Source organism: Seonamhaeicola sp. S2-3 (genome assembly GCF_001971785.1).
Taxonomy (GTDB): domain Bacteria; phylum Bacteroidota; class Bacteroidia; order Flavobacteriales; family Flavobacteriaceae; genus Seonamhaeicola.
Genome location: NZ_CP019389.1, coordinates 2,670,607 through 2,693,918, shown reverse-complemented (window position 1 = coordinate 2,693,918; position 23,312 = coordinate 2,670,607). Strand labels below are relative to the sequence as shown.

Below are 23,312 nucleotides of genomic sequence, written 5' to 3'. Positions count from 1 at the left end.
ATACTCATGAATTCTTTAGACTACAAAATATACAAGCACCAAGGAAACAAGCACCATAATCATGATTATAGCGAATTCCCAAAAATTTATTTTCTTGTTTTTCATTAGTTTAATTGATCCTCTTTATATATCCAGAACCTAACATACATTGAGCTTAGCTAATTTTTTAACTACTCCAAAACTAAATAATAGAAGGGGGAAATAAATACAAAAAAGGGGTGTGGAAATCCATTTAAAAAGGGATTGCCAAAAAAACTATAATTTTTTTTTAGACCATACGAAAAAAACTAAGAAAAAGTTGGGTTTTAATAATCAGAAAAAGTTTTGATGTATTCGGTTGGAGTTTTTCCAAATTTTTTTTTAAAGCATTTACTGAAGTATTTTGGGTTTTTAAAACCTATGTTATAACTAATTTGGGAAATACTGAACTTTCCTTGTTCTAAATATTGCGCCCCTCTTTTCAACCGGATATGCTGAATAAAATCTTTAGGGGTAAAACCAGTCCATGCTTTTACTTTTGTAAACAAATCAGTTCTACTAACACCTAACTCTTCACAAAAAAACTGAATATCAAACTGTTCGTTACTTATGTTTTCTTCAACTATAGCAAGTGCCTTTTTATACAATTTTTCATCTAAAGAAGACAAAACAATATCACCGGGCTGTAGTATTTCATTAGAGTTTATCTTCTCCTTTAAGCGCAATATAGTACTCAAAATATTTTTTATTCGAAGCTTGAACTCTTTTACATTGAATGGTTTACTTATATAATCGTCTGCGCCACTTTCCAGTCCATCCATTTTGAAAATCAACGAAGATCTTGATGTTAACAAAATTACGGGAATATGACTAGTTCTTATATTCTCTTTTACCAAAGAGCACAACTCGGTACCCGTCATTTCTGGCATAACTACATCACTTACTATAAGCTCTACTTGCTCTGATATAGCCAGTTTATAGGCTACTTTGCCGTTTTCTGCCTCTAAAATATTGTAGTCATTTATAAGAATATCAACAATAAATTTTCTAAGCCGCTTATTATCTTCTACAATAAGTACAGTAGGCTTTTCATCAACATGTTTCCGTTCTAAAGCATCCTTTTCAAGTATCGTCTCTTGTTCCTCTAACTGACTAACGTACTGTTCCAAATCATCAGAAAACTTAAAGTCTTGAATAATTTCTTCATCTTCAAGATGCTTTCTGCCTAAAGGCAGTTCAATTGAAAAAACAGAACCCGTCCCAACTTCATTATCGAATACCTTAATTTGTCCTTTATGCAAATCAACAATATTTTTAACTATAGATAGACCTATCCCCGTTCCCTTGTTATAATCTTTGTCCGGCTTTCTGTTTATGGGCAATTCAAAGAAACGTTCGAATATTTTATCTCGATATTCTTCTGCTATCCCGACACCAGAATCTTCAACCCGAATACAAATTTTACCAGTTTCTTCTATAATTTTTAATACTATTTTCCCTCCTTTTGGCGTATATCTAAACGCATTTGAAATCAGGTTATAAAACACCCGTTCTAATTTATAACGGTCATAGTATATTTGGATGTTATCAGAAGACGTCTGAAAAGTATAATCGTAACCTCCACTCTTGGCGTATTCTGAAAAGGATAAATATATTTCTTGCATAAATTTTACCACATTGCCTTCAGCTGCCTCTAGTTTCATTAAATTATTCTCAAGCTTTCTAAAATCCATCAAACGATTAATAAGTTGAAGTAAATGGTTGGCACTACTCTCTATTACTTTCAATTTTTTGTACATGGAACTGCTTCCCCTGTAATTATCGAGCATTTGATTTAGTGGCCCAAGTATTAGCGTTAGTGGCGTTCTAAATTCATGAGATATATTGGTAAAAAACTCCAATTTTGCTTTATTGACGGACTTGGTTTGCTCTACTTCAATTTGTTCTAAGGCCAACTGGTGCTTTAACTTGGTTCTTGACTTTAAAATATTCATTAAATAATACAATACGAAAAAAACAAATATTCCGTAAAACAAAAACGCCCACCAAGATCGCCATGGGGCAGGGTTTACCCTAACATTTAAGGTTGTAGGTGCATTGTTAGCAACACCATCATTATTTATACCTTTTACCTCGAAGGTATAATTTCCAGGGTTCTGGATGGTATAAAATGCTGTGTTTTGAGATGTTTCTATCCATTCTTCTTCCAGCCCCTTTAAACGGTATAAGTATGTGTTCCTACTTGAATTGATAAAACTGGGCATAGAAAACGTAATACTAAAACTCCCTTGATCGTGAGAGAGTTCAACATTATCGGTGTAAGTTATTGTTTCGCTTAGCAAGCCCCCACCTTTGTTCACACCTACAGATTTATTTTTTATTTTAAAATCGGTAAGGAGCACTTGTGGCGCATATTCATTTTCAACTAAATTGTTTGAATCAAAATAAGACGCGCCTGCTCCTCCTCCAAATATAAAGCTTGAACCTCCAATACGTAAACTAGCATTATTGTTAAATTGATTACCTTTAAGTCCGTCTTTTTGAGTATAGTTTTTAATAATCTGATTCCTTTGAGGGCTAAAACAAATAATTCCGTTATTAGTTGTACTGAGCCATAAAAGCCCTTTTTCATCTTCAACAATACTTCTAATCCCCATTACTGTAGTATCGTCAATACTTAAATTTACCGGAACAAATTTATTATTAGATAATTTGAAAAGTCCATCAAATTCTGTACCTACCCAAATAATGCCGTTATAAGATTCAAAAACAGCAATAGTACTTATTCCTACTTTAGTTTTAGCATCATAAAAATAATTCTTTACTTTTCCGTTTACTCCAATAAAGTTCAAACCTTCTGCAGTAGTTGCCCAAACATTATTTTTAGAGTCCACATATACAGCCCTTATTATATTGTTGCTTATATTTTTATTCGTCCTACTATTTAAAATCTTAAATGACCTATTAACAGCATTATACTTTATGACACCCCTTCCCCGAGTTCCTATCCAAATATTTTTATTAACGTCTTCACTAATTGAATTTATACCAATATTATCTGTATAATCAAGTAACTTTTTAGGTAATAAATTGTTCTTTATTTTTTTTTCTACAATATCATATACTACCAGCCCGTTTTTAAATGTACCTGCCCAAATATTGTTATTTTCTGACAAGAACAAAGATTTAATATTGTCGCTTTTAAGATTTGGATAATTTTTTGTTGTTAAATACTCAAAAGATTTAGTTCTCGTGTTTAAAATAGAAATCCCTCCTCCTTCTGTTCCAAAAAACACTATGCTGTCATGATTCACGATGGAACTTACAGCATTAAAACTCAAACCTTTGCCGCCTGATTTTCGGATAATATTTATAAAATTAATATTGGATTCATCCCAAATATTGAGACCTTCATGATAGGTTCCTACCCAAATTGAGCCTTTTCTATCCTTGAACAAACTTTTTATAAAATTCCCGCTAATGGATTCATCATCATTAATACTGCTATATATTGCAAATAAATCCTTATTTTGGTTAATAACCTGTACACCATGGTATGTGCCTGCCCACAAATTTCCAGAACCATCAAACAGTAACTGCCTTACATTTTTGTTATTTCCTTTTAATGTAAATTCGTCTAAATAAGGCTTTAAGACTCCATCATCTGGATTATATTCTAAAATACTTTGTTTTTCTGTACCTAAAAGCAAGTTACCAAGCTCGGTTTCTTCTAAAGCTTGTACTACAATCCCCTCCGTTCCTACAATCGTTTGGAAACTATACCTTTCCTTTGATTTATGCAAAAGCTTCACTAGTCCCTTACTTGTACCTATAAAAACAGCTCCACTTTTAGCTTCAAAAATAGAATATACCTGACCCTGTAATGTATAATTTTTAAAGGTATCTGTTGCTTCATTGTAAACTGATAATCCTGAAGGAACACCAACCCAAATCTCTTTATTTTTTAATTCCTTAACAGTCAAAATACGGTTACTAGCAAGTGAGGTACTTTGCCTATTTTTCAGAAAAGTTTTAAAGGTTTTTTTTCTGGGGTCGTATTTATTTAAGCCCTTGTGAGTTCCAACCCAGATAAAACCATTGCTATCATTTTCTATGCAAAAAATATCATTATTACTTATGGATAAAGAGTCGTTCTTATCATGTCTATAAACCGTAAATTCACTGCCATCGTACTTATTTAAACCATCTCTGGTACCTATCCATATTTGCCCTAAACTGTCCTGATTTATAGCAATGATTGAATTTTGTGATAAGCCATCGGAGGTGGATAAGTGTTTAAACTTATAGATATTGTTTTGTGAGCCCCCAAATGCTATAAAGCCAAAAACAAAGAATATAATAAAATGCTTTCGCATATTTAAAAAATACTGATTAAGTAATGATATTTTAAAAGCTGAAAAAGTTAATTAAAATTTTTTCCTTAACCCAAAGGAAAGGCTAAAGTTCAACTTTTATTGTTTTTTTATAAAAATTTAAACTTTAAAAATAGGTCTTTTTTTTGAATATTCCTTTTATCTGTATATTGATTAGACTGAAGGTCTATCTATAAAACTAAAAGGGACTTTTACCCTATTGGTTTGTCTTTTTAAAAGCATTTGAGCAGCCATCTCCCCCATTATTTTGAAATCTGTAGATACAACAGCTATGCCCAATAGCTGTTTAAGCAGTGTATCGTTATATGAAACAACTCCTATTTCTTCTCCTATCTTAAATCTCTTTTCTCTTATCTGATTCACTAAGTCAACCAAATCTGACTCCTCCATTATTATAAACAAATCTCCTTTTTTAAATGACATACCATCGCACAGTTCATTAAGAATTTCATAATCGATTTCGTTCTCCAAACAGAACTTTCTGAAACCGTGCAAAATCCTTCTTGGAAAGGGGTAAACAGAATTTTCTGGATAAATTAAAACCATTTTTTTGTACTTTGATATTTTAGCCATACCATCATTTAAAGCTTCATATATATCTTTATCAAATTCTTGATATACTGCCGCAACGTCATTTCCCATTGAGGGCATCAAATTATCTAATATCATCAACTTATTCTTCGGAATGGCGTCTATAGCCTGAACGACCTCTTCTGTATAGCTTGCATGATGTAAGTTGTCTATTTTGAAATGGGGTACAATAATATAGAAGTCATAGCCTGATTTATTGTTCCTTAAAGTATTTAAAAAGAAAGACTCATCACAGTGATACACTACTAAGTCTATTTTTGAATTAAGACCGATCCTATCAAGAAATGAATTATAAACCTTCATTTTATAAGAACTTAATTTGTCTACTAAAAACAAAATTTTAGACTTATGGAGCGTTTCTGGTTTTGACACATAATACCCTCTTCTGGGTATTGACACAATGATATTGCGTTCTTTGAGAATACGATATGCTCTTTCAACTGTATCTCGAGACAAATAGCATCTCTTACTTATAGCATTTATTGATGGTAATTTTTCATTTAATTCAATATTTCCATTTGATATATTATTGATTATAGAATCCACAATTTGTTGGTACATTGGCACTCTAAAATTTTTATTAATATCAATATATTTTGTTTCATCAATAATTTTTTTCATAGTTCAAATAATTTAACATCGAGAAAAATTCTGATTGCAATTTATTATAAATGAAGAGTTAAAACATACAAAATAGGTACCAAAAAATACAAACATCAAAACGCGACACACCCTTCTAGTTTTTAATACATATCATGCTAAGATTCAAAAAACAATTCTTTGGAGCCTTAATTAAATGAATACATTAAAAATTGTTTCTAACTACTTATAAACACATTTCCAAGATATTATCAATTTCATCGAAGGTAATTTCCAGACCTAAATCTTTGCGATAACTGATTATTAAATAATCTTCAATATCATGAGCATTTACACATCAAGATTACGCTTCCAATCTCTAATTGTTAATGCTTCGACAATTTTTTAAATTGAAACCTTTTAAAGGTTAGCTATTTTTGATTCATACTTTTTTTAATAATATTTTCTAAACAGATTGTAGGCTTCCCCTTTTTGGAGAAGCCTACATTTTTATTAGATTCATAGTTTATTTTCTTCTAAATAATTAAAGATTTATAAACTTAGAAACCATTTTAAATTTGTTGTATAAATCAATATTCAATTAATATAAACTATTAACGATTTTTAACAACAAAACACGTTACATTAGTAAAAGCACCAAAAAATTTGTTTTACTATCAAAAAAAAGCCTTGTGTAAATTAAACTTACATAAGGCTTTTTATTCAGTATTTGCTAAAAGCTATTTTATAATTAATTTTTGAGTCCCAACGCCTTCAGTTGTATTCACTTTAATAATATAAACCCCTGATTTTAAATTATTAACATTAATATCAGTGTAAAAAGTGGTACTTTTAAAGTCTTCTTTTTTTACTGTCTTTCCAAAAACATCATAAATTACTATTCCTAATAAACTTTCATTGTTTTTAGCTTGAACAATAAACTGTTTATTTTTAGCAGGGTTTGGAAATAATTTAAAACTAGTAGTATTAAATGCTTTAGAGGTTAACGTAGTGCTTAAATCAACCCACCAAGTTTCACCCGCAACACAATCTCCTGCATTACATTGAAAAATGCCATTTTCAGAATCTGCTTCATTTACAGATGCTAAGCCACTGCCTTCATCAAAATTATACAATACCGCTGTGTTGGCGTCTACTGTATATGCAGCGTCTGTTACAGATGTTTGCAAACTTGCAATAGATTCGGCTGTATTTTTTATTCTTATTTTATCTACCTGTGCTGTTAAATATGTTCCTGTTCCTCCATACCCCACATATAAATTTGAAGCACTAGGAGCAGCATCTAATGGTAGTGCTGTTTGAGTGGTTGGGTTCCCAGAAGTATCTCCTGTTACTTCTACTCCATTAGCATATAGTTTTAAAGTATTGGCAGTTCCATCATTAATAACTACTAAATGATTCCATTCATTTATATTAATTACGTTGTATTTTGTGTTAACGTATGTATTAGCACCAGTTGTAGATGGTGCGTAATGAGTAAAGTAAAATCTTTTGTTATCATCTTGGTATAAGGTTAAAGCAAATTGATTCCACCTTTTTAAGATTACATTATTGTGTATATCTGTACTTGTTGGTTTTACCCAAACTTCTATGGTGTAATCTGTTGCACCATTTAATTTTGTATCTAAAATATCTCCTGAACTTGTCAAGTACCTTACTCTTTGTGCATTTGCTTCATCAAGTTCAAGACAATAATCTTGAGCATGAGAGACCAAAATTAAACACGTAACTGCTAAAAATGTTAGTAATTGTTGTTTCATAATTTAAGGGTTTAAGGATTAATTATTTTATCATTATTTTCTTGCTAGCAGTAAAACCATCTCCTTGTATTTGCAAAACATAGATTCCTGAATTGGCGTTTTGTATGTCTAATTGCCAAGTATTAATTCCTACTTTATTAGACTTAACACCCAATAGTCTTCCATGAATATCGAACACCTTAAATTGGATGGCATTTATATCTAATTCTTTATTGAATGCAACTTCTAAATGATTATTGGTAACTGGGTTAGGAAATACGCTTAGTGAAGTTTTAATCAACTCAAATGATTCATTTGATAATGTACTGCTGGTTTTATCAAAATTCCATTCAACATAATCTGTGTCATTTTTAACTATTACGCTTAAATTACTAGCTTTATCTTTTAGCCTAATATTATGAACATCTTGAAAAGGCAGGTATAAAACGGTATTTTCATCTACTAGATATATTTGCTCTTTTATGGGAGTAAAATTTGTGGTATATCTTGCGGTTTTTGAAATTCTAATTTGGTCTAAATCTGCTATAATTCTTCCAGAATACCCCCCATTATAACGTTCTGCAATATTTAGTGCTGAATTAGAGCTAGTTAAATTAAAATTTGTACTGGTGTCTTCATGCCTTAATACACCATCAACAAAAAGCTTGGTGTTATTTGTGGTATGACATACAGCAATGTGAACCCATTTATTATTCTCTAATTTATTACCTGTGGCACTAGAAATTAATTCTGCACCACTAGAATGAGAAATAAATTTAACTGAGTAGTCTGTAGCTGTAACATCTGTAATTTCTAAACCAAAAACAGGCTGTTGGTCTATAATAACATTACCATTACTATTACCATCTTTTAATCGTATCCAAGTTTCAAAAGTGTAATCATTAGTAAAGTTTAAATCATTATCCGGAGTTTGTCTAGCATAAGCATACTGTTTACCACCAAAATTACCATAACCATCATAACCACCACTTACAGCATAAGCCTCAATTTCAGACCACGAATCTTCATAATATAGGCCGTCAATCATAACTTTAACTCTAAACTGATAAACCTCACCTGTAGGATTATTTATTGTATAAGACTTAGACGTTATACCATTTGCAACTTCTTCCCAATTACCTTGATCTACCTTTTGTTCTAGTGTAAACTCATTCCAATTAATTCTGCTGCTTACTTCCCAATTAACAGTAAAATCATTTCCAGTTCCAGTTGCTTCAATTGATGTAATTTGCGGATTAGGCATAATATCAAAAACAGCGCCATCAACCGTATTATATCCTCCAGTTTCACTTGTCCAACCTTGAATATTGTACCAACCATTTATATTATTAACATTGTACCAACCCCAATTTAAATAATAGTAAGGTTTACCGTCTATTTCTTTATACCCATTAGCCACCACAACATGACCATCTCCTGTTCTTGTTGCGCTAATAGCAATAGGTACTGGGTATCCTGCTAAAACATTTTCTTTTAATTTATCCCAAAAAGAAGGCCAACTCACATCTTCATAATGGCAAGCATATCTAAAGAAGTTATTATAAACAAAAGGTGTTTTATTTAGATTGGAGGTAGAACCACTTGGTTCAAAATCCATTTCTAGAGCAGTAGCTGTACTGTAGAAAAGCTCTCCTATTGCCCTTTGCTCTATGTCTGTTGATGGTTTGCCATAATATTCATCGAGCATGTTAGACCAATCGTATTCAATGGTATCAAAAAATACAGCGTGACGTCTTAATTCTCCGTTATAGTTATCTGAAAAAACATGGCTACCAACGCCTATTATTGGCCATTGGTAATAATATAAAATTTGAGCCATTGAAATAGCAACACAACCAGCTGAACAATGATTTGGAGTATAATAATTTCCTGGGTAAACAGAGTTTCCATTATTATCATAACAATTTACACCTCCCCAAACATCTGTCATAAAAGGCGCTTTGGTTTGAGCAAACAAAGATGAGCTAACTAATATGCAGCACAATAGTGTCTTGATTATAACATTTTGTGATTTACTAATGAAGTTTTTCATATTTACTCTTTTAAATTTGGCAAATAGCTATCTAAGCGATTTTTACAAATCACTAAATACCAGTGTTTTACATTTATTTAATTATCTAGTCGTCTGACGGAAGCACGTAATCTTCACTTGTCCAAAAAACTGTATTTATTACTTGAATGTAATATGAATAAACGCCTTTTATTTCTACTTTATCATAGTCACTTACGGGATCAAAAGGTGTAAGGTTATTATCCAAATCCATTTGTAAAAAAGTATTATTATCAACCGTAAATCTTTCAAATTGGTCTGGTTCAAACTCGGTAGGATATCTATCTACATATGATATACGTATATTATCAAAAGAGCCTTTAAAGAAATTCATGTTGCCACCTCTATACATATAATTAAAATCTAACCAAGTATCGTTTACAGGTTGTATCCAAAGAGGATCTGAGCTAGAATCAATCAATGTACCATTTATGTAGAATTTTGCTAAACCATCTGTTGAAGATCGAGATATGGCTACATGTACCCACTCATCAAATTTAAGGTTGATTCCAGAATTTGAAGATTCCATAGTACCCAGTGGTAAATTATCATCATCTAATCTATTATATTTAATGGCATAATCGGCATTACTATCTTCAATTAAATACAATTCAAAATTTCTAGAACGTTCACTAATAGATGCACCACCTGCGGTTTGTCCGGATGGTTCATTTGGATCTCCAATTAAAGCGTCTGGATCTACTTTAATCCAAAGTTCATACGTCCAATCTGTACCAGACATAGAACTAAAGTCTGTAGAACTAGAGCCGCTGAACGCATAAAATCTATCTCCACTAGTATCAGACCCTGTAAATGTAGGGTATGTTAAGTTAGCACCTTCTACAAAGACTGTATCAATTTGTACAATGGTTCCGGGGTATACGGGCAGCGCTTCTCTTTCACAAGAAGTGAACACTAAACTGCCAAAGGTTACAAAAAAAGCTATAAATGTAAATAGTTTCATATTTTTCAAGTTTTGTTTTTAGTATAATTTATTTTTAAGGTTTAAACCAACCGTTAATAGCTACATCTTGATTAGGAACACCGTACTGAGGGTCTATTCCTCCGTAGGTATAAAACGGTTCTGATAATATTTCTAACTGTTGTGCTGGAATGGGAAAATGCAACAAAGACCCATCTTGTAATTGCCCTGTTCTACGCATATCAAAGTATTCAATTCCCATACCGGTTAATGGGAGTTCAATGGTACGCTCATATATTATTGCACTTTCAATTTCTTCTGAGTCATTAGATATTGATGGTAAATTACCCCTTGTTGTTCTAGTTCCTAAATTAATGACATCTGCAGCTTCATCAAATCTATCTAAACGCCATAAAGCTTCTGCTTTAAATAAATCTATTTCTGCTTTACGCATCATGATAACTGGAGCAAAAAAATTGGCATTTATCCAACTATCTAATCTAGAATACCTGTAGGTAGACCATCTGTAGGTGCCACGTTCTGGTCTGCTATTTGATGAATCGTATTGAAAATCTGTTTGAACTCGTTGATCATTAGAAACTATACGTCCATCATTTGGTAAATCATTTATACCGCCCTCTGGCCAATTAGCTGGGATAGATTCGTCTAACATATGAATTACTCGCATATCAACTTTACCCCAACCTGTTCTTGCCATATAATACTTGTACCAAGACATCCATTTTCTGTCTGAAGCATTGCCATCTCCTTCAACATTAAAATCTTCTGTTATTCCTTTTTCTGCGTGGTATAAAACCTCTTCCCAATCTATAGCGTTTGTTTCCTCTTCATTTCTTGCAGAATAAACCAAAAGACGAGCAATGAATGAATGTGCTAATTTTGACATTTCTTCGTTCGTAAAAGCATTGCCATTAATCCAATCGGATGGAAGTGTAAATTCATTAGTATCAAAAACCTGAATTGCTTTTTCTAACTGATTAATAGCTAGGGTTATTGATGTTTGATAATCTGTAACTTCTAGTGTAGCCAAATCTGTGTCTTCGTCTGACGGAAAAGCTTTATCAAATACCAAACCTATATAGCCATTACCTAAACCTTGCATAAAATAGGCAAAACCTTTAACCATTTCTGTTTCTTCACCATCATCCCCTATTTGCACTCCGTTATTTATACCTACAAGTACATCATTAGCTGTTGTTACAACTCTATACATATACTGCCAATAATTTCTAATGTTGGAATGGTATGCATACGAAGGCGAATTATCCATAAAAATTCTTGGTTCTTGGCTCATATCTAGCGTACCGTAATTTGCAAATGTTACGGTGCCCCAATCTGCCATAACCCACATAGCAGGACCAGGAGACCCAAAATTATGTTGCTCTTGGGTAAACCAAGTATTAAATAATCCAGAAGCTAAACTTCTTATACCATCGGATGTTGATAATACTACCTCTCTATCTGGGTCATTGTAATTTTCTACCTCTAAATCGCTACAGCTATTAAAAAGTAAGCCCGTTAATACCAATAAAAAATAGTTATATGTTTTTCTTTTCATCATATCATTAAAATTTTATTTGAACAGATATTGAGTAGTTTCTAAAGTTTGGATATCCAAAATCATCAAAAAGAAATCCGTCTGATCCTACTTGAGGGTCATAACCTGTATAGTCTGTTATTGTCCAGAGATTTCTACCAATAACACCTATTTTTATTTCCTCAATATAGTCTACGTTAAAACCTTTAGATTTTTTGTTTAATGTGTAATACAAAGAAGCTTCGTTTAACTTTACATACGTTGCATCTTCTACCCAAAAACCGTTTATAGCATCTGCATCATACAGTGCTTGATAATAGTTAACCGTTTTCTTATTTTCTGGCTTGGTGTGAATTTGATCTATAATACCAAGACGATTATCTCTTACTAAATATTGGGCTGTATGATTATACAAATCGCCTCCCTGTTTCCATTGCCACAGCATATAAGCCGAAATGTTTTTGTAACTGAACGAGGTGTTTAAACCTAAATTAAAATCTGGATTGATGTCTCCAATTTTATGAACTAGTTCCGCTCCACTTTCATCGGTAAGCACAAACGGTTTTTCATCTACAGTTCCTATATCGCTAGTTAATACTACAACACCATCTCTATTTACAGAGTAATTATTAATGTCATCTCCCTCTGGAAGTTGTTGTTCCATTTGCTCTAGGGTTCTAACAAAATCTACTCCATACATGGTTCCAAAAGTTTCTCCTTCTTTTATTCTAAAGGTATTTCTTGGACCTGTTCTATATTCTGGTATTGTTAATTTGGTAATCTTTTGTCTGGTACGATCAAAAGTAATGGCTGCATTCCAACTAAACTTTTCATTAGAAATTATTTGAGCATCTAAAACAGCTTCAAATGTTTTACTTTCTAGTTCTCCTGCATTTACATTTTGATAGGGAAATCCACCTGCATGAGACGCTAATGGTGCTAATAAATATTGGTCTGTTACCTTGGTGTTAGAGTATGTAGCTTCTAATCTTAATTTTTTAAGAAACGAAGCCTCTATACCAACTTCTAACTCTGCCGACCTTGATGGCTTTAGATTTTTATTACCTAAGGTGTTTTTAGTTGCTATTCCGTCGTTTAATGAAAAAGTTTCATCTTTATCACCAAAGCCTGGTCTTAATCCGGATGTTCCGTAGGCTCCTCTAATTTTTAGTTCTTGTACACCTGGTATTTGTAAATCTTTAGTAATACGATACGCTCCAGAAACACGGAAATAATTTTGCCATCTTTCATTTTCACCAAAAAGCGAAGAACCATCTCTTCTAAACAACCCATCTAAAATATACCTATCTTTAAATACAAAAGAGGCAATTGCAAAATAGTTTTGGGCTCTTATATCTCTGGTATAATCTGTAGCATCAATAGTTTCTGGATCAAAATTGTCAAATATTGGGAAATCATTTAAAACAAAAGAAGTACCATTTGTTGTTACGCTTTCAAAGTGACTGTCTTCGTTTAAATAGCTTAATTTTCCATTAAAATCTAGTTCTCCCCATGTTTTCTTAAAATTAATTGTAAACCTGAAACTTTCATTTAGTGCTTTATAATTTCTTTTACTCAAAGCGCCTCCTGTATATGCTACTGTTATAGGGTCTGCATAATCTACCTCTAAAGGATCTGCATTTGGGTCTATATAATTGGGCAATAAATCGCTAATTGTTGTTTTAGGAGATAAAATTTTATTATTAAAGTGTTCTAGTTCAAATGCGTAAGATGCTTTAAAACTAATAACATTATTCATTTTGTAGTTCACATCATACGAGCCTAAAAATCTACTTTTTTCTGCAGTACTTTCTTTTTTCCATAGGTCATACAAAGGATTTGCAAATTGGGTATTCCATTGGTTTGGATAGAAATTATATTCTTGTCCATCAACATTTTTTTGAAATAAATCTACATCTGGTTCTGTAGAGGCCACTTCAAAAAAGGCAGATGTTCCACCACCTAAATAATCGTTATCTGTTCTGATATAATTATTACTAGCAGATAAATTTAATTTTTTTGAAATGGCATGATCTATATTAAGTCTAAAACTTTGGCGTTGATATCCGCCTGTTTCAATAACTACACCTTCACTTTTATTGTTTTCAAAAGATGTGTATAAATTAGTTTTACCAGATTTGTGACCAACCCCAATATAGTTGGTTATATAAGTACCATCTGTAAACATTTCTTTTTGTAAATCATTGTTTACTCTGTATGGCATATCTTGATAATGATCATCTTTTTCAACTCGGTTTCCTGTAATTCTAGGATCCCAACCAGAAACATAATCATCTGGATAATTTACAAATTGGTATTTAGTATAAGTATCGGTTTCTAACCAAGTAGGGTCAAGACGATAGTGATGTGAAGTAGATAAATCTAGAAGGTTAGCAACTCTTTGAAATCCTAATTCATTTCTAATAGTTACTGTTGTTTTACCATCTTCTAAATTTTTTCCTCTTTTTGAAGTTACCACTATAACACCATTTGCTGCTTGCGACCCATAAAGCGATGATGCAGCTGCTCCTTTTACCACTTCAATACTTTCTACATCATCTACATTAATATCGGCTAGAGAGCCTCCCATTATTACACCATCTACCAAAATCATAGGACTGTTACCGCCGCTAATAGATGTAGAACCTCTTAAAACAATATTGGAACTTCCTCCTGGAGAACCACTAAATGAGTTTACAGTAACACCTGGTATTTTACTTTGAAGTGAAGAAGATACTGATGTTTGTGGAGCTTTCTCTAAAACTTCAGAATTTAATTTAGCTACCGAAACAGACATTTTTTTACGAGAAGTCCCTGAGGCAACACCAGAAATTATTACTTCATTTAGCACATTAGTATCTGGTTTTAAATTGATTTCTAAACACGTTTTATTATTAACAGGAATTGTTTCTGTTTGAAAACCCATATATGAAAACAATAATACATCTGTTGGGTAAACGTTTATAGTAAAAACCCCGTCAAAATCTGTTGTAACACCTATGTTTGAATCTTTAACAATAATGTTTACACCTGGTAATGGTGTACCTAAATCATCATAAACTACGCCTGTTACTTTTATTTTATTTTGCGATAATAAACTGGTTTCCTTTTTTCTTATTAATATATCATTACCTTTAATGGTATATTCTATACTCAAATTGTTAAATGCTATATCTAAAATTTGAGATACAGAAGCGTTTTCTATATCTATATAAACTTTCTCATTTAACTCCTCTAATTGGCTGCTATAGAAAAAATCATAACTTGTTTTACTAGAAATTAAATTAAATAGTTCTTGAATTGTTAGTTCTTGATTAACCGATAGTGATTTCATTTTGTTCTGATTCATGGCATTTACAGTAGAAACATTTACTGAAAATGCACATGCACCAATAAGACCAAAAACGAAAACTAATATTGGTTTCTTTAATCTTTTAAAATGTGTCGTTTTTAAATTGTTCTTCATAAATAAGATTATAGTTATTTAGTTACTCAAAAAATAGGGTTACTTCGTCATCATTAATTTGATAACTAATTCCTTGTGTGTATTTAAGCATTTGTAAAAAATGGGTTAAATCGTTTTGCTTTTTTAGGGTACCTGTAAACCTGTATTTTTTAATATTTTCATCATTTAGAATAAATTTCTCAGGGTACCAAACATTAAGTTTTTGAATAATGTTTTCTAAAGTTTCATTTTCAAAAATCATTCTATTAGTAGTCCAAGAAACCGCTTCTTGTACATTTACTTTTTTAACAATTAAATGTCCTTGATTGTGAAGTAGTTTTGCTTGACTACCTGGTTTTATAATTTTGCTTTCTCCTTGTTGGTTTGAAACGTTTATAGAACCATCAATTAAAGTTGTACTGGTGTAGCCATTGGCTTTATAATTAGATACATTAAATTCTGTTCCTAAAACCTGAATTTTTAAATCTGAAGATTGCACTATAAAAGGACGTTTTTCATCATGTGTTACATCAAAAAAGGCTTCTCCTTCTAAATCTATGTGTCGTTCTTTTGTGTTTACAGAGTTTGTAAAAGTTATAGTTGTATTAGAGTTTAACTCTACATTGGTACTATCAATTAGGGTAACAAGGTATTTTTTATCTTTTGGAACTATCACTCTATACTTTGCATCATCAACTGATTTTGAATTTTCAGTATACATAAAACTAATTCCTTCTGTATCAATATTTACTTTAACACCATTTTCGTCTAATAAAGATTCTGCCTTAACATTAGATATCACGTAATATTTATTATCTGGTGTTTGTAACAGTAATTCTGAAGGATTATAATTTGTTTCAACTAAATTACTGGCAAGGTTTTTATTTGACTGATTAGTAAAAAATACCAAACCTGCAATTGAAATTAAAAGAACTAATACAGCAGCATACTTTAATAAGCTGTTAAGTTTAAACACTTTTGATTTTTTAACAACAGTAGTGTTATAATCATCTATCAACTTATCATATTGTTTCTTAATAAAATCTTCTGATAGATTCGATTTATAATCGTCTATATTAAGTGTTTTTAATTTTTTTAATATGTTAACTGCTTTATTGAATACTGCTTTTTCTGATTTATTCAAGTCTGCTTCAAATGAAGACCAATACCCATCATTTGTTTTAAAATTAGACATTACCCATGCAATGAAACTATCATTATTTAGCAAATCATGAAGGGTATTTTTTTCTGAACTTGACATTGTTTTATTTCCTTTTGTTATACTTATGAGTTAATATTTGAATTTTGTACTATACTTTTTTTGTTAATTTTAAGAATTTTAACAAAAAAAAATTATTGTTTAGTCTGAAATATTAGATTATTCGCAACAAATAACGATTTTTATTTATTTTATAATACCGCCAAAAAACACAGCATTCATAAATAATTTATTAGTACCATACCAAGCTCCTCTAAAATTAGGATTATCTGCAAACATTATTACATTACCTTTTCCAATTTTACTTGTTAAAATAGAAGCTGATTTTGTAATGTAATTATCTATATTCTCTTGAGAAACAAATCCATCAATATGAGGATTTTGGGTATACTTAGCTACTGTAGAAAATCTATCTTTACTTGGTGCTATAAAAATTGTATTATTCTTATAAACTGGAATGTTTTGATCATGATATCCGTAAGCAATTGGATGTGTAATATCTAAATCAACATTAAAAATAGCGCCTCCAATTCTTTGTTTCCCAAGCGTTCCTCTCTTATCGGCATAATTTAACCTTGGAACTACAGAATCTTTTACAGTTTTAACAAAACTCTCATTAACAATTTTGTTATTAATAACCCAACTACTTGCTGTTCTAATAGTAATAAGTGTATTACCTTGAGCTACCCATTTTTTTATTCTATCATAACTAATTTTTGTGAGCGAATTATAGCTACCAGACACCAAAATCAATACGTTATACCTATTTAAATCTACTCTTCCAAACATGTTATTATTAACTTTGGTTATTGGCATTTGCATACGCTCTTCAAATAAGTGCCACACCTCTCCAGACTCATAAGCAGATACGCCAGAACCAACAAGCATCATAACTTTAGCTTGTTTTAAAGTTGCAAAATTTGAACTTCCTAAATCTATACCCGTTACACTATAACCTGAATTAACAGAATAAGCCTGAATATTATAAACCCCACATAAATCATTAAGCGTTTTAAATAGGTCTTCACTATTACAGCTTTGCAAACCAACAGGCACCAATAAAGTTCCTCTATCAAAAGACTTTACATCTGTATTAGTATTTATAGAAAATGGTTCTTGAGCTGTTTTAACAACAATATTTTTATTTTGTAATTTATTTAAAAGAGCTGGTGCATAATAATCATCCCAAGGTATTAAATAAGCATAATTACTAGGTTCTAATTTTTTAGTAGTTACAATATTACTTTGCTCTGTAATTTTATTTTTTAAAACAGGTAATTTTGTAAGTGGCTTATACTTCATGTTATAGAAATTGGCCATAGACCAAGAAGAGGCATCATAGAACACACTATCTCTATATTTTCTATGAGTTTCAAACATGGTTCTAACCATTAAATATTCTTTTTGAGCTGTTGGTACCACATAAGAATATCCTTTTTTAAAAGTTTTATCGTCTACTTTTAAATCCTTTTCTACTGGATAAACATTTATTTTGTGCTTTAACAGTAAGTCTACAAAAGCTTTATTTCTATTTTTATCATAATTATCACCAAAAACATAGGCCTTTATCTTACTCTTTTCCCCATCTGTAACTGAATTTCTAAAGAACTTGTTTTGGTATGCATACAACAACGCTTTGTTTTTTACCGCCGCTTTTATGGTGGCAATGGTGCCTACGTATTGATTTCTAATTGTGAAAGCAAAGGTTTTAGTTCCAGTATCGGTTTCTTGAACATGTCCTTTAGAGCCTCCTTGTTCAAATAGTAATGATAATGATCCCTGCAAATCACCATAGGTTGAACCGTATCCTGGATAGGTAGCATCATATTTTTCTTTAGTAAAATACAAAGAACCTATGCTATCAAAATCTGCTACATAATCTTTGGCAAATGCAGTGTTTAAAACCTCACAATTTTCAGCAGGTGTAATTGGATGTAATGACGCTGATGGCTGTTTGGGCTCAAAAAAGAACGTACTGTTTGTTCCCATTTCATGAAAATCTGTCACCACATTAGGATACCACTCATGAAACCACTTTAATCTAGCATTACTTTCTGGATGAACAGCAAGCAACAAATCTCTATTTAAATCAAATAAATAATGGTTGGTTCTGGCGTAAGGCCATTGTTCGTTATGCTGAATATCATATTTATCTGCAATTAAAGGATTACCTTTATATGAGTTTGCCCAATTAGCATATCGATCTCTACCATCTGGATTAATTGTTGGTTCTATAAATAAAACCGATTGATTAAGGTAATTTTTTATAACAGAACTTTCTGAAGCTACTAAGGTATATGCTGCCAATAAAGCGGCTTCTGTTCCTGAAGGCTCATTTCCATGAACATTATATCCTAAATTAATGAAAACTGGAAGCCCTGTAAAATCTGTAATATCCTTATTTTCATCAACTACTTGTAAGTGCTTTTCTTTTATTGAATTTAAGTTATTATGGTTCTCAACTGAAGTAATTGTTAACATTACAAGCGGCCTATTTTCGTGTGTCTTACCAAGAACTTGAAATGAAGCTCTATCTGAAAGTTCTGCAAGTTTTTTAAAATAGGCTACTACCAAATCATGCCTTGTATAGGAATCTCCTATGGCATAACCCAAAAACTCCTCTGGACTTGGAATATTTTGGTTAAATGGTTTAAAATCTTCAAAATAATAGTCTTGTGAAAAAACTACGGATTTCATTAAAAGAAATACCATAGCTGTTAATTTAGAAATTTTACTCATTTAGTACTTATTTATTTTTTTTACAAATCGGTTAAAAAATCCGTTATATATTTAAATAGAGCACCAAATCAATAAATGTACTATAAGTTAAATGTTAAAAAAGTAAATTTTATTCATTGAACAGCATAAAAAGTAATTCTATATAATTCTCTCCAAGGACACGGAGCTTCTTTATTGCGTTTGCTAAAATATTTCTAACTGTTTGATAATTAATATCAAGCAATTCTGAAATTTCAATATTATTAAAGTTTTGAAAATATTTTAGGTAAACAATCTCACGCTCACGAGGGCTTAATTCTTTTATTATTTTTTTTAATTGCTTTAAAATTAATTCTTTGTCTTGGCTATCTTCTTCATACGCAATTGTTCCTTCATTTAAATCAAATTCTAATTGTGTGTCTTTCTTAACTTTAAAAACCTGATTTCTAAAACACTTAAACAAATAAGCTTTTACATTTTTTACTTCTAAAGAAGATTCTTTGTACTTTAAAATATTTAAAAAGGTATCATGGATACAATCTTCAACTTCAGAAGCGCTTAAAAAACGTTTCCCAAAATTATACAACATTTGGTAGTAATAATTGTATATAATTTTAAAAGCTTCTTGATCGCCATTAATGTATGAAGACCATAACTTACTATGACTTTTTTGAGAAGAATTATTATGAGAGTTTAAAGATTTTTTCAATTAGCCAAATGAATTTTGAACTATCAAAAGTACAATATTTGAATAGAAATCAAAAAATCATTGCACTATTCTCATTAAAATTAAAATAACACTAAAAAAATTACATCTACAATAACATTTCACAAAAAACAACTAATTAAATTATTTATACTTAGTTTGTAAATTTCAGAAATTAAAAAGTAGTAAATAATTATAGTACTAGAGCTAATTGGTTTTCTACCTATTTCATCAAGCATAAAGCGATTTAAGTAACTTCTTAAATCGCTTTTATATGAACATTAAAACTAAATTTACTTGAGGACTATGCTTTTAAAGCATCTACATTTTTACCAGTTAAGTATTGCACATTAGCAGTAATTTTTTTAATATTCCAGTTCCACCATTGTAAACGCAATAGTTCTTCTATTTTTTCTTCTTCAAACCTTTTTCTTATTAATTTAGCTGGATTCCCTCCTACTATAGCATACGGTTCTACATTTTTTGTAACAACTGATTTTGATGCTATTATAGCACCATCACCTATTTTAACACCTGCCATTATTGTGGCATCATGCCCAATCCACACGTCATTTCCAATTATGATATCACCTTTTAACGGATAACTTTTTCCACGCATAGCACCTTCCCAATCACCTCCAAAAATAGCAAAAGGAAACGCACTAATTGACTCTGTTAAATGGTTACCACCATTCATAATAAATTGAACCCCCGAAGCAATCATACAAAACTTTCCTATTACAAGTTTATCTCCTATAAAATCAAAATGATACTTTACATTTTTTTCAAAATTATTAACATCTTCAAAATCATCATAATATGTATAATCACCCACCAAAATATTGGGGTTTTTAATGATATTTTTTAAGAAGCATAATCTGTTATAGTTTTCTAGAGGAAACAACGTGTTAGGATTTGGTACTTTCATCATATTTAATTTTTTATCTTATTAATTAATGTTGCCAAAACGGTATCTTTTCCCAACAACAAATCTGCTTCGCTTTGATTAATAAAAATATCTGGTATTAAGGCTGTATTTTGTATTTCAGATAACCTAAATAATCGTTTGGAATAGGTTACAACCAATTTAGAATTTGGTAAAGTAAACGTATCCATATCCTGATATCCGTTGGGGTTTGAACCTGTTGGCTGACCAACAATTTTTGCATTTAACAACTGTTTAAAAAGTGCCGCATTACTCGTAGCTGCGGAAAAAGTATGATTACTGGTTAGCACATAGACTCCATGTTCCCAATCTATAGAATCGGCTAAGTTTAAGGCATAAGCTAAAACGGTGCCGACGTATAAATCGCCTCCTCCATTTTCACGCATATCAATAATAACTTGTTTAATATTATGTTCTTGAATATACCCCACTAATTGTTCTCCTATACGTTGCATAACTTCAAACGTAGGATATGATTTGAAGTTTATATACAATGCATTGGTTTCTAAAATGGGGGCATACCACAAATCAGACCTCCTATCTATGGGCTTTTTTATTTGAGAAACCTGTAACACTACTTCACTTAAATTAGGCTGTTTATACCAATATTCTTTTTCTACCGTATGCAAGGGAAGAGACATCTTTTTATTGTTTTTATCTAAAAAATTAAAGTTAGCAGTCTGCAAATCATCTATAATATTTAGATTAAAAAGTAGTTCTGCTGTGGTTAAATAACTACCTGTTCGCTCTTTTAAAGAATATTTATTTTCTACAAATTGGGCTACTTCTGAAATTTGTTTTGCTACTTGCTGAATTGGGATATTGTTTATAGACTCTAAACTGGCATAAAGCAAATGCTCATATGCTTTTAGAGTTTTAACCACACGCCATTTTCCTTCAATATTTTTTATTTCAAAAGGAAATTGATGCCACGAAACATTGCTTAAGGATATTGATGTATGCCCATCATGAATACGTCTTGTTAAACGCATTAATTTTGTGATAACATCTAAATCTTCTAAGGAATTTATATTGCCATAGATTTCTTCCCACTCATTAGTAAACACTTCCTTAGCAACTGCATGATATAAATTAATATGCTTTTGCTCTAATAAAGACTTATAAATTTCTAAATCTTCTTTCCAATTAATTTTGGTATCAGACTGGGCTTTTGCTCCATATATACTCAATACCATAAAGCAAAAAGTGGCTAGTGCTATGTTTTGAAAAGTTTTCATACTAGTATTTTTTTTGAATTAAATTAAGGATTTTAAAAACCATTAATAAAGCATTTTTGTTGGCTTCTATTTGGTTTAAGGTTCCAGAGACATAAGTATCTGTTTGTGGACAATACCATAAAAAAGATGCTGTACTACCAGAATGCCCTATAACCGTTAAATTGGTGTTTTGGTTCATTAATTTTTTAAAAGATACTTTTCTTACCCCAAAACCATAATCCATTCCGTAAGTTTCTGGCTCCCAGTTTTGCATTTGCAAACGGGTATCATTTTTAACAATTTTGTTTTTATTGAATGCTTCTAAAAAACGAATTAAATCTTGAGTTGTAGCTACTAAACCTCCCCCGCTCCAATCTGCACTTAAGCTCTGTAATGATGATATTTCTGTATCACTGGCATAAAACTTCTGCATAGGTAAAGTTTCATTAATTGGAGTAGATTTTAAGTTCATATATGAATGGTACATTTTTAAAGGCTTAAAAATTTCCTGCTTAAAAAATGCTTCTAATTTTAAACCGCTAACTTTTTCAATTATTAAACCTAAAAGCACATACTCGGTGTCTGTATAATGGTAGCCTTTACCCGGAATAAAATGAGGTGTCATGTTAATTTTAGTAAACTCAATAATTGCCTCAGGTGTCCATATTTTTTCTGGTTTTATAAATAATTGTGAAATTATGTTTGGAGTACCATCTGTAGTTTGATCTTCAAAATAATCTGGTAACCCTGATGTGTGCTGCAATAAATGAGTTATGGTTATTTTTTTTGAATATTCTTCTCCATCTAAAACATGAAGCCCCCTAAGAAGTTTATTTGGTAAATATTGACTTATAGTGTCATTAAAACTTAAAAGCTTTCTATCATTTAAAATCCCAATAGCCGTTGCTGTTAGCATTTTGGTAATACTAGCCGTATAAAATGGACTGTTTACAGTTACAGAACCCTCTGTTCCAAACTCATTTTCAAACAATTGAACATTAATATCTTTAGATTTAGAATACACTTGTAGAACAGCATTAGAAATTATTTCGTTTTTTAACTCGACTTTAAACAATTCTTTAAGATCTCCATCTATGGTTTGCTGACCAAAAGAGAATATTGATGTAAAGAGTAATAAAGTTAGTACTAAATTATTTTTCATTTTACTGCTTTAGTAGTGTAAATAGTAAATCTAAAATAGTTCTTT

General features: G+C 31.1%; 13 protein-coding genes. All 13 read right to left on the bottom strand.

Going from position 1 to position 23,312, the window contains the following annotated elements; all coding sequences use genetic code 11:
- Positions 1 to 305 precede the first annotated feature (305 nt).
- Positions 306 to 4,355, bottom strand: coding sequence for a two-component regulator propeller domain-containing protein (locus BWZ22_RS11690; RefSeq protein ID WP_076700190.1), 4,050 nt, complete (start codon positions 4,353 to 4,355; stop codon positions 306 to 308).
- A gap of 171 nt (positions 4,356 to 4,526) precedes the next feature.
- A complete protein-coding gene (locus tag BWZ22_RS11685) occupies positions 4,527 to 5,585 on the bottom strand; it encodes a GntR family transcriptional regulator (RefSeq protein WP_076700189.1) in 1,059 nt (352 codons plus the stop codon).
- A 698-nt stretch (positions 5,586 to 6,283) separates the two neighbouring features.
- A complete protein-coding gene (locus BWZ22_RS11680; RefSeq protein ID WP_076700187.1) occupies positions 6,284 to 7,324 on the bottom strand; it encodes a LamG-like jellyroll fold domain-containing protein in 1,041 nt (346 codons plus the stop codon).
- Positions 7,325 to 7,346: 22 nt separating this feature from the next.
- Positions 7,347 to 9,356, bottom strand: a complete 2,010-nt coding sequence (locus BWZ22_RS11675) for a C10 family peptidase (protein WP_083692322.1) — start codon at positions 9,354 to 9,356, stop codon at positions 7,347 to 7,349.
- Positions 9,357 to 9,441: 85 nt separating this feature from the next.
- Positions 9,442 to 10,338, bottom strand: coding sequence for a LamG-like jellyroll fold domain-containing protein (locus BWZ22_RS11670; protein WP_076700184.1), 897 nt, complete (start codon positions 10,336 to 10,338; stop codon positions 9,442 to 9,444).
- A gap of 34 nt (positions 10,339 to 10,372) precedes the next feature.
- Positions 10,373 to 11,878 (bottom strand): RagB/SusD family nutrient uptake outer membrane protein, encoded by a 1,506-nt coding sequence (locus BWZ22_RS11665; protein ID WP_083692321.1) that lies wholly within the window; start codon positions 11,876 to 11,878, stop codon positions 10,373 to 10,375.
- 4 nt (positions 11,879 to 11,882) lie between these two features.
- The gene (locus BWZ22_RS11660; protein ID WP_083692319.1) at positions 11,883 to 15,320 is read right to left on the bottom strand and encodes a SusC/RagA family TonB-linked outer membrane protein; all 3,438 of its coding nucleotides are present in this window, start codon (positions 15,318 to 15,320) and stop codon (positions 11,883 to 11,885) included.
- Between the two features lie 22 nt (positions 15,321 to 15,342).
- Positions 15,343 to 16,560 carry a FecR family protein gene (locus BWZ22_RS11655; RefSeq protein WP_076700180.1) on the bottom strand — a complete coding sequence of 406 codons (1,218 nt, stop codon included), beginning with the start codon at positions 16,558 to 16,560 and terminating at the stop codon, positions 15,343 to 15,345.
- A 144-nt stretch (positions 16,561 to 16,704) separates the two neighbouring features.
- Positions 16,705 to 19,257: a M14 family zinc carboxypeptidase gene (locus BWZ22_RS11650; protein ID WP_076700178.1), complete on the bottom strand. Its 2,553-nt coding sequence runs from the start codon at positions 19,255 to 19,257 to the stop codon at positions 16,705 to 16,707.
- Between the two features lie 109 nt (positions 19,258 to 19,366).
- Positions 19,367 to 19,945 (bottom strand): RNA polymerase sigma factor, encoded by a 579-nt coding sequence (locus tag BWZ22_RS11645; RefSeq protein ID WP_076700177.1) that lies wholly within the window; start codon positions 19,943 to 19,945, stop codon positions 19,367 to 19,369.
- 301 nt (positions 19,946 to 20,246) lie between these two features.
- Positions 20,247 to 20,870 (bottom strand): CatB-related O-acetyltransferase, encoded by a 624-nt coding sequence (locus BWZ22_RS11640; RefSeq protein ID WP_076702479.1) that lies wholly within the window; start codon positions 20,868 to 20,870, stop codon positions 20,247 to 20,249.
- Between the two features lie 5 nt (positions 20,871 to 20,875).
- The gene (locus BWZ22_RS11635; RefSeq protein WP_076700175.1) at positions 20,876 to 22,126 is read right to left on the bottom strand and encodes a S41 family peptidase; all 1,251 of its coding nucleotides are present in this window, start codon (positions 22,124 to 22,126) and stop codon (positions 20,876 to 20,878) included.
- Between the two features lies 1 nt (position 22,127).
- A complete protein-coding gene (locus tag BWZ22_RS11630) occupies positions 22,128 to 23,267 on the bottom strand; it encodes a serine hydrolase (protein WP_076700174.1) in 1,140 nt (379 codons plus the stop codon).
- Positions 23,268 to 23,312 lie beyond the last annotated feature (45 nt).

Bases quoted from the DNA above. Each gene is read 5' to 3' on its own strand.
- BWZ22_RS11640 (WP_076702479.1), bottom strand. From the start codon at position 20,870: ATGAAAGTACCAAATCCTAACACGTTGTTTCCTCTAGAAAACTATAAC.
- BWZ22_RS11635 (WP_076700175.1), bottom strand. From the start codon at position 22,126: ATGAAAACTTTTCAAAACATAGCACTAGCCACTTTTTGCTTTATGGTA.
- BWZ22_RS11675 (WP_083692322.1), bottom strand. From the start codon at position 9,356: ATGAAAAACTTCATTAGTAAATCACAAAATGTTATAATCAAGACACTA.
- BWZ22_RS11690 (WP_076700190.1), bottom strand. From the start codon at position 4,355: ATGCGAAAGCATTTTATTATATTCTTTGTTTTTGGCTTTATAGCATTT.
- BWZ22_RS11680 (WP_076700187.1), bottom strand. From the start codon at position 7,324: ATGAAACAACAATTACTAACATTTTTAGCAGTTACGTGTTTAATTTTG.
- BWZ22_RS11630 (WP_076700174.1), bottom strand. From the start codon at position 23,267: ATGAAAAATAATTTAGTACTAACTTTATTACTCTTTACATCAATATTC.
- BWZ22_RS11660 (WP_083692319.1), bottom strand. From the start codon at position 15,320: ATGAAGAACAATTTAAAAACGACACATTTTAAAAGATTAAAGAAACCA.
- BWZ22_RS11670 (WP_076700184.1), bottom strand. From the start codon at position 10,338: ATGAAACTATTTACATTTATAGCTTTTTTTGTAACCTTTGGCAGTTTA.
- BWZ22_RS11665 (WP_083692321.1), bottom strand. From the start codon at position 11,878: ATGATGAAAAGAAAAACATATAACTATTTTTTATTGGTATTAACGGGC.
- BWZ22_RS11655 (WP_076700180.1), bottom strand. From the start codon at position 16,560: ATGTCAAGTTCAGAAAAAAATACCCTTCATGATTTGCTAAATAATGAT.
- BWZ22_RS11650 (WP_076700178.1), bottom strand. From the start codon at position 19,257: ATGAGTAAAATTTCTAAATTAACAGCTATGGTATTTCTTTTAATGAAA.
- BWZ22_RS11685 (WP_076700189.1), bottom strand. From the start codon at position 5,585: ATGAAAAAAATTATTGATGAAACAAAATATATTGATATTAATAAAAAT.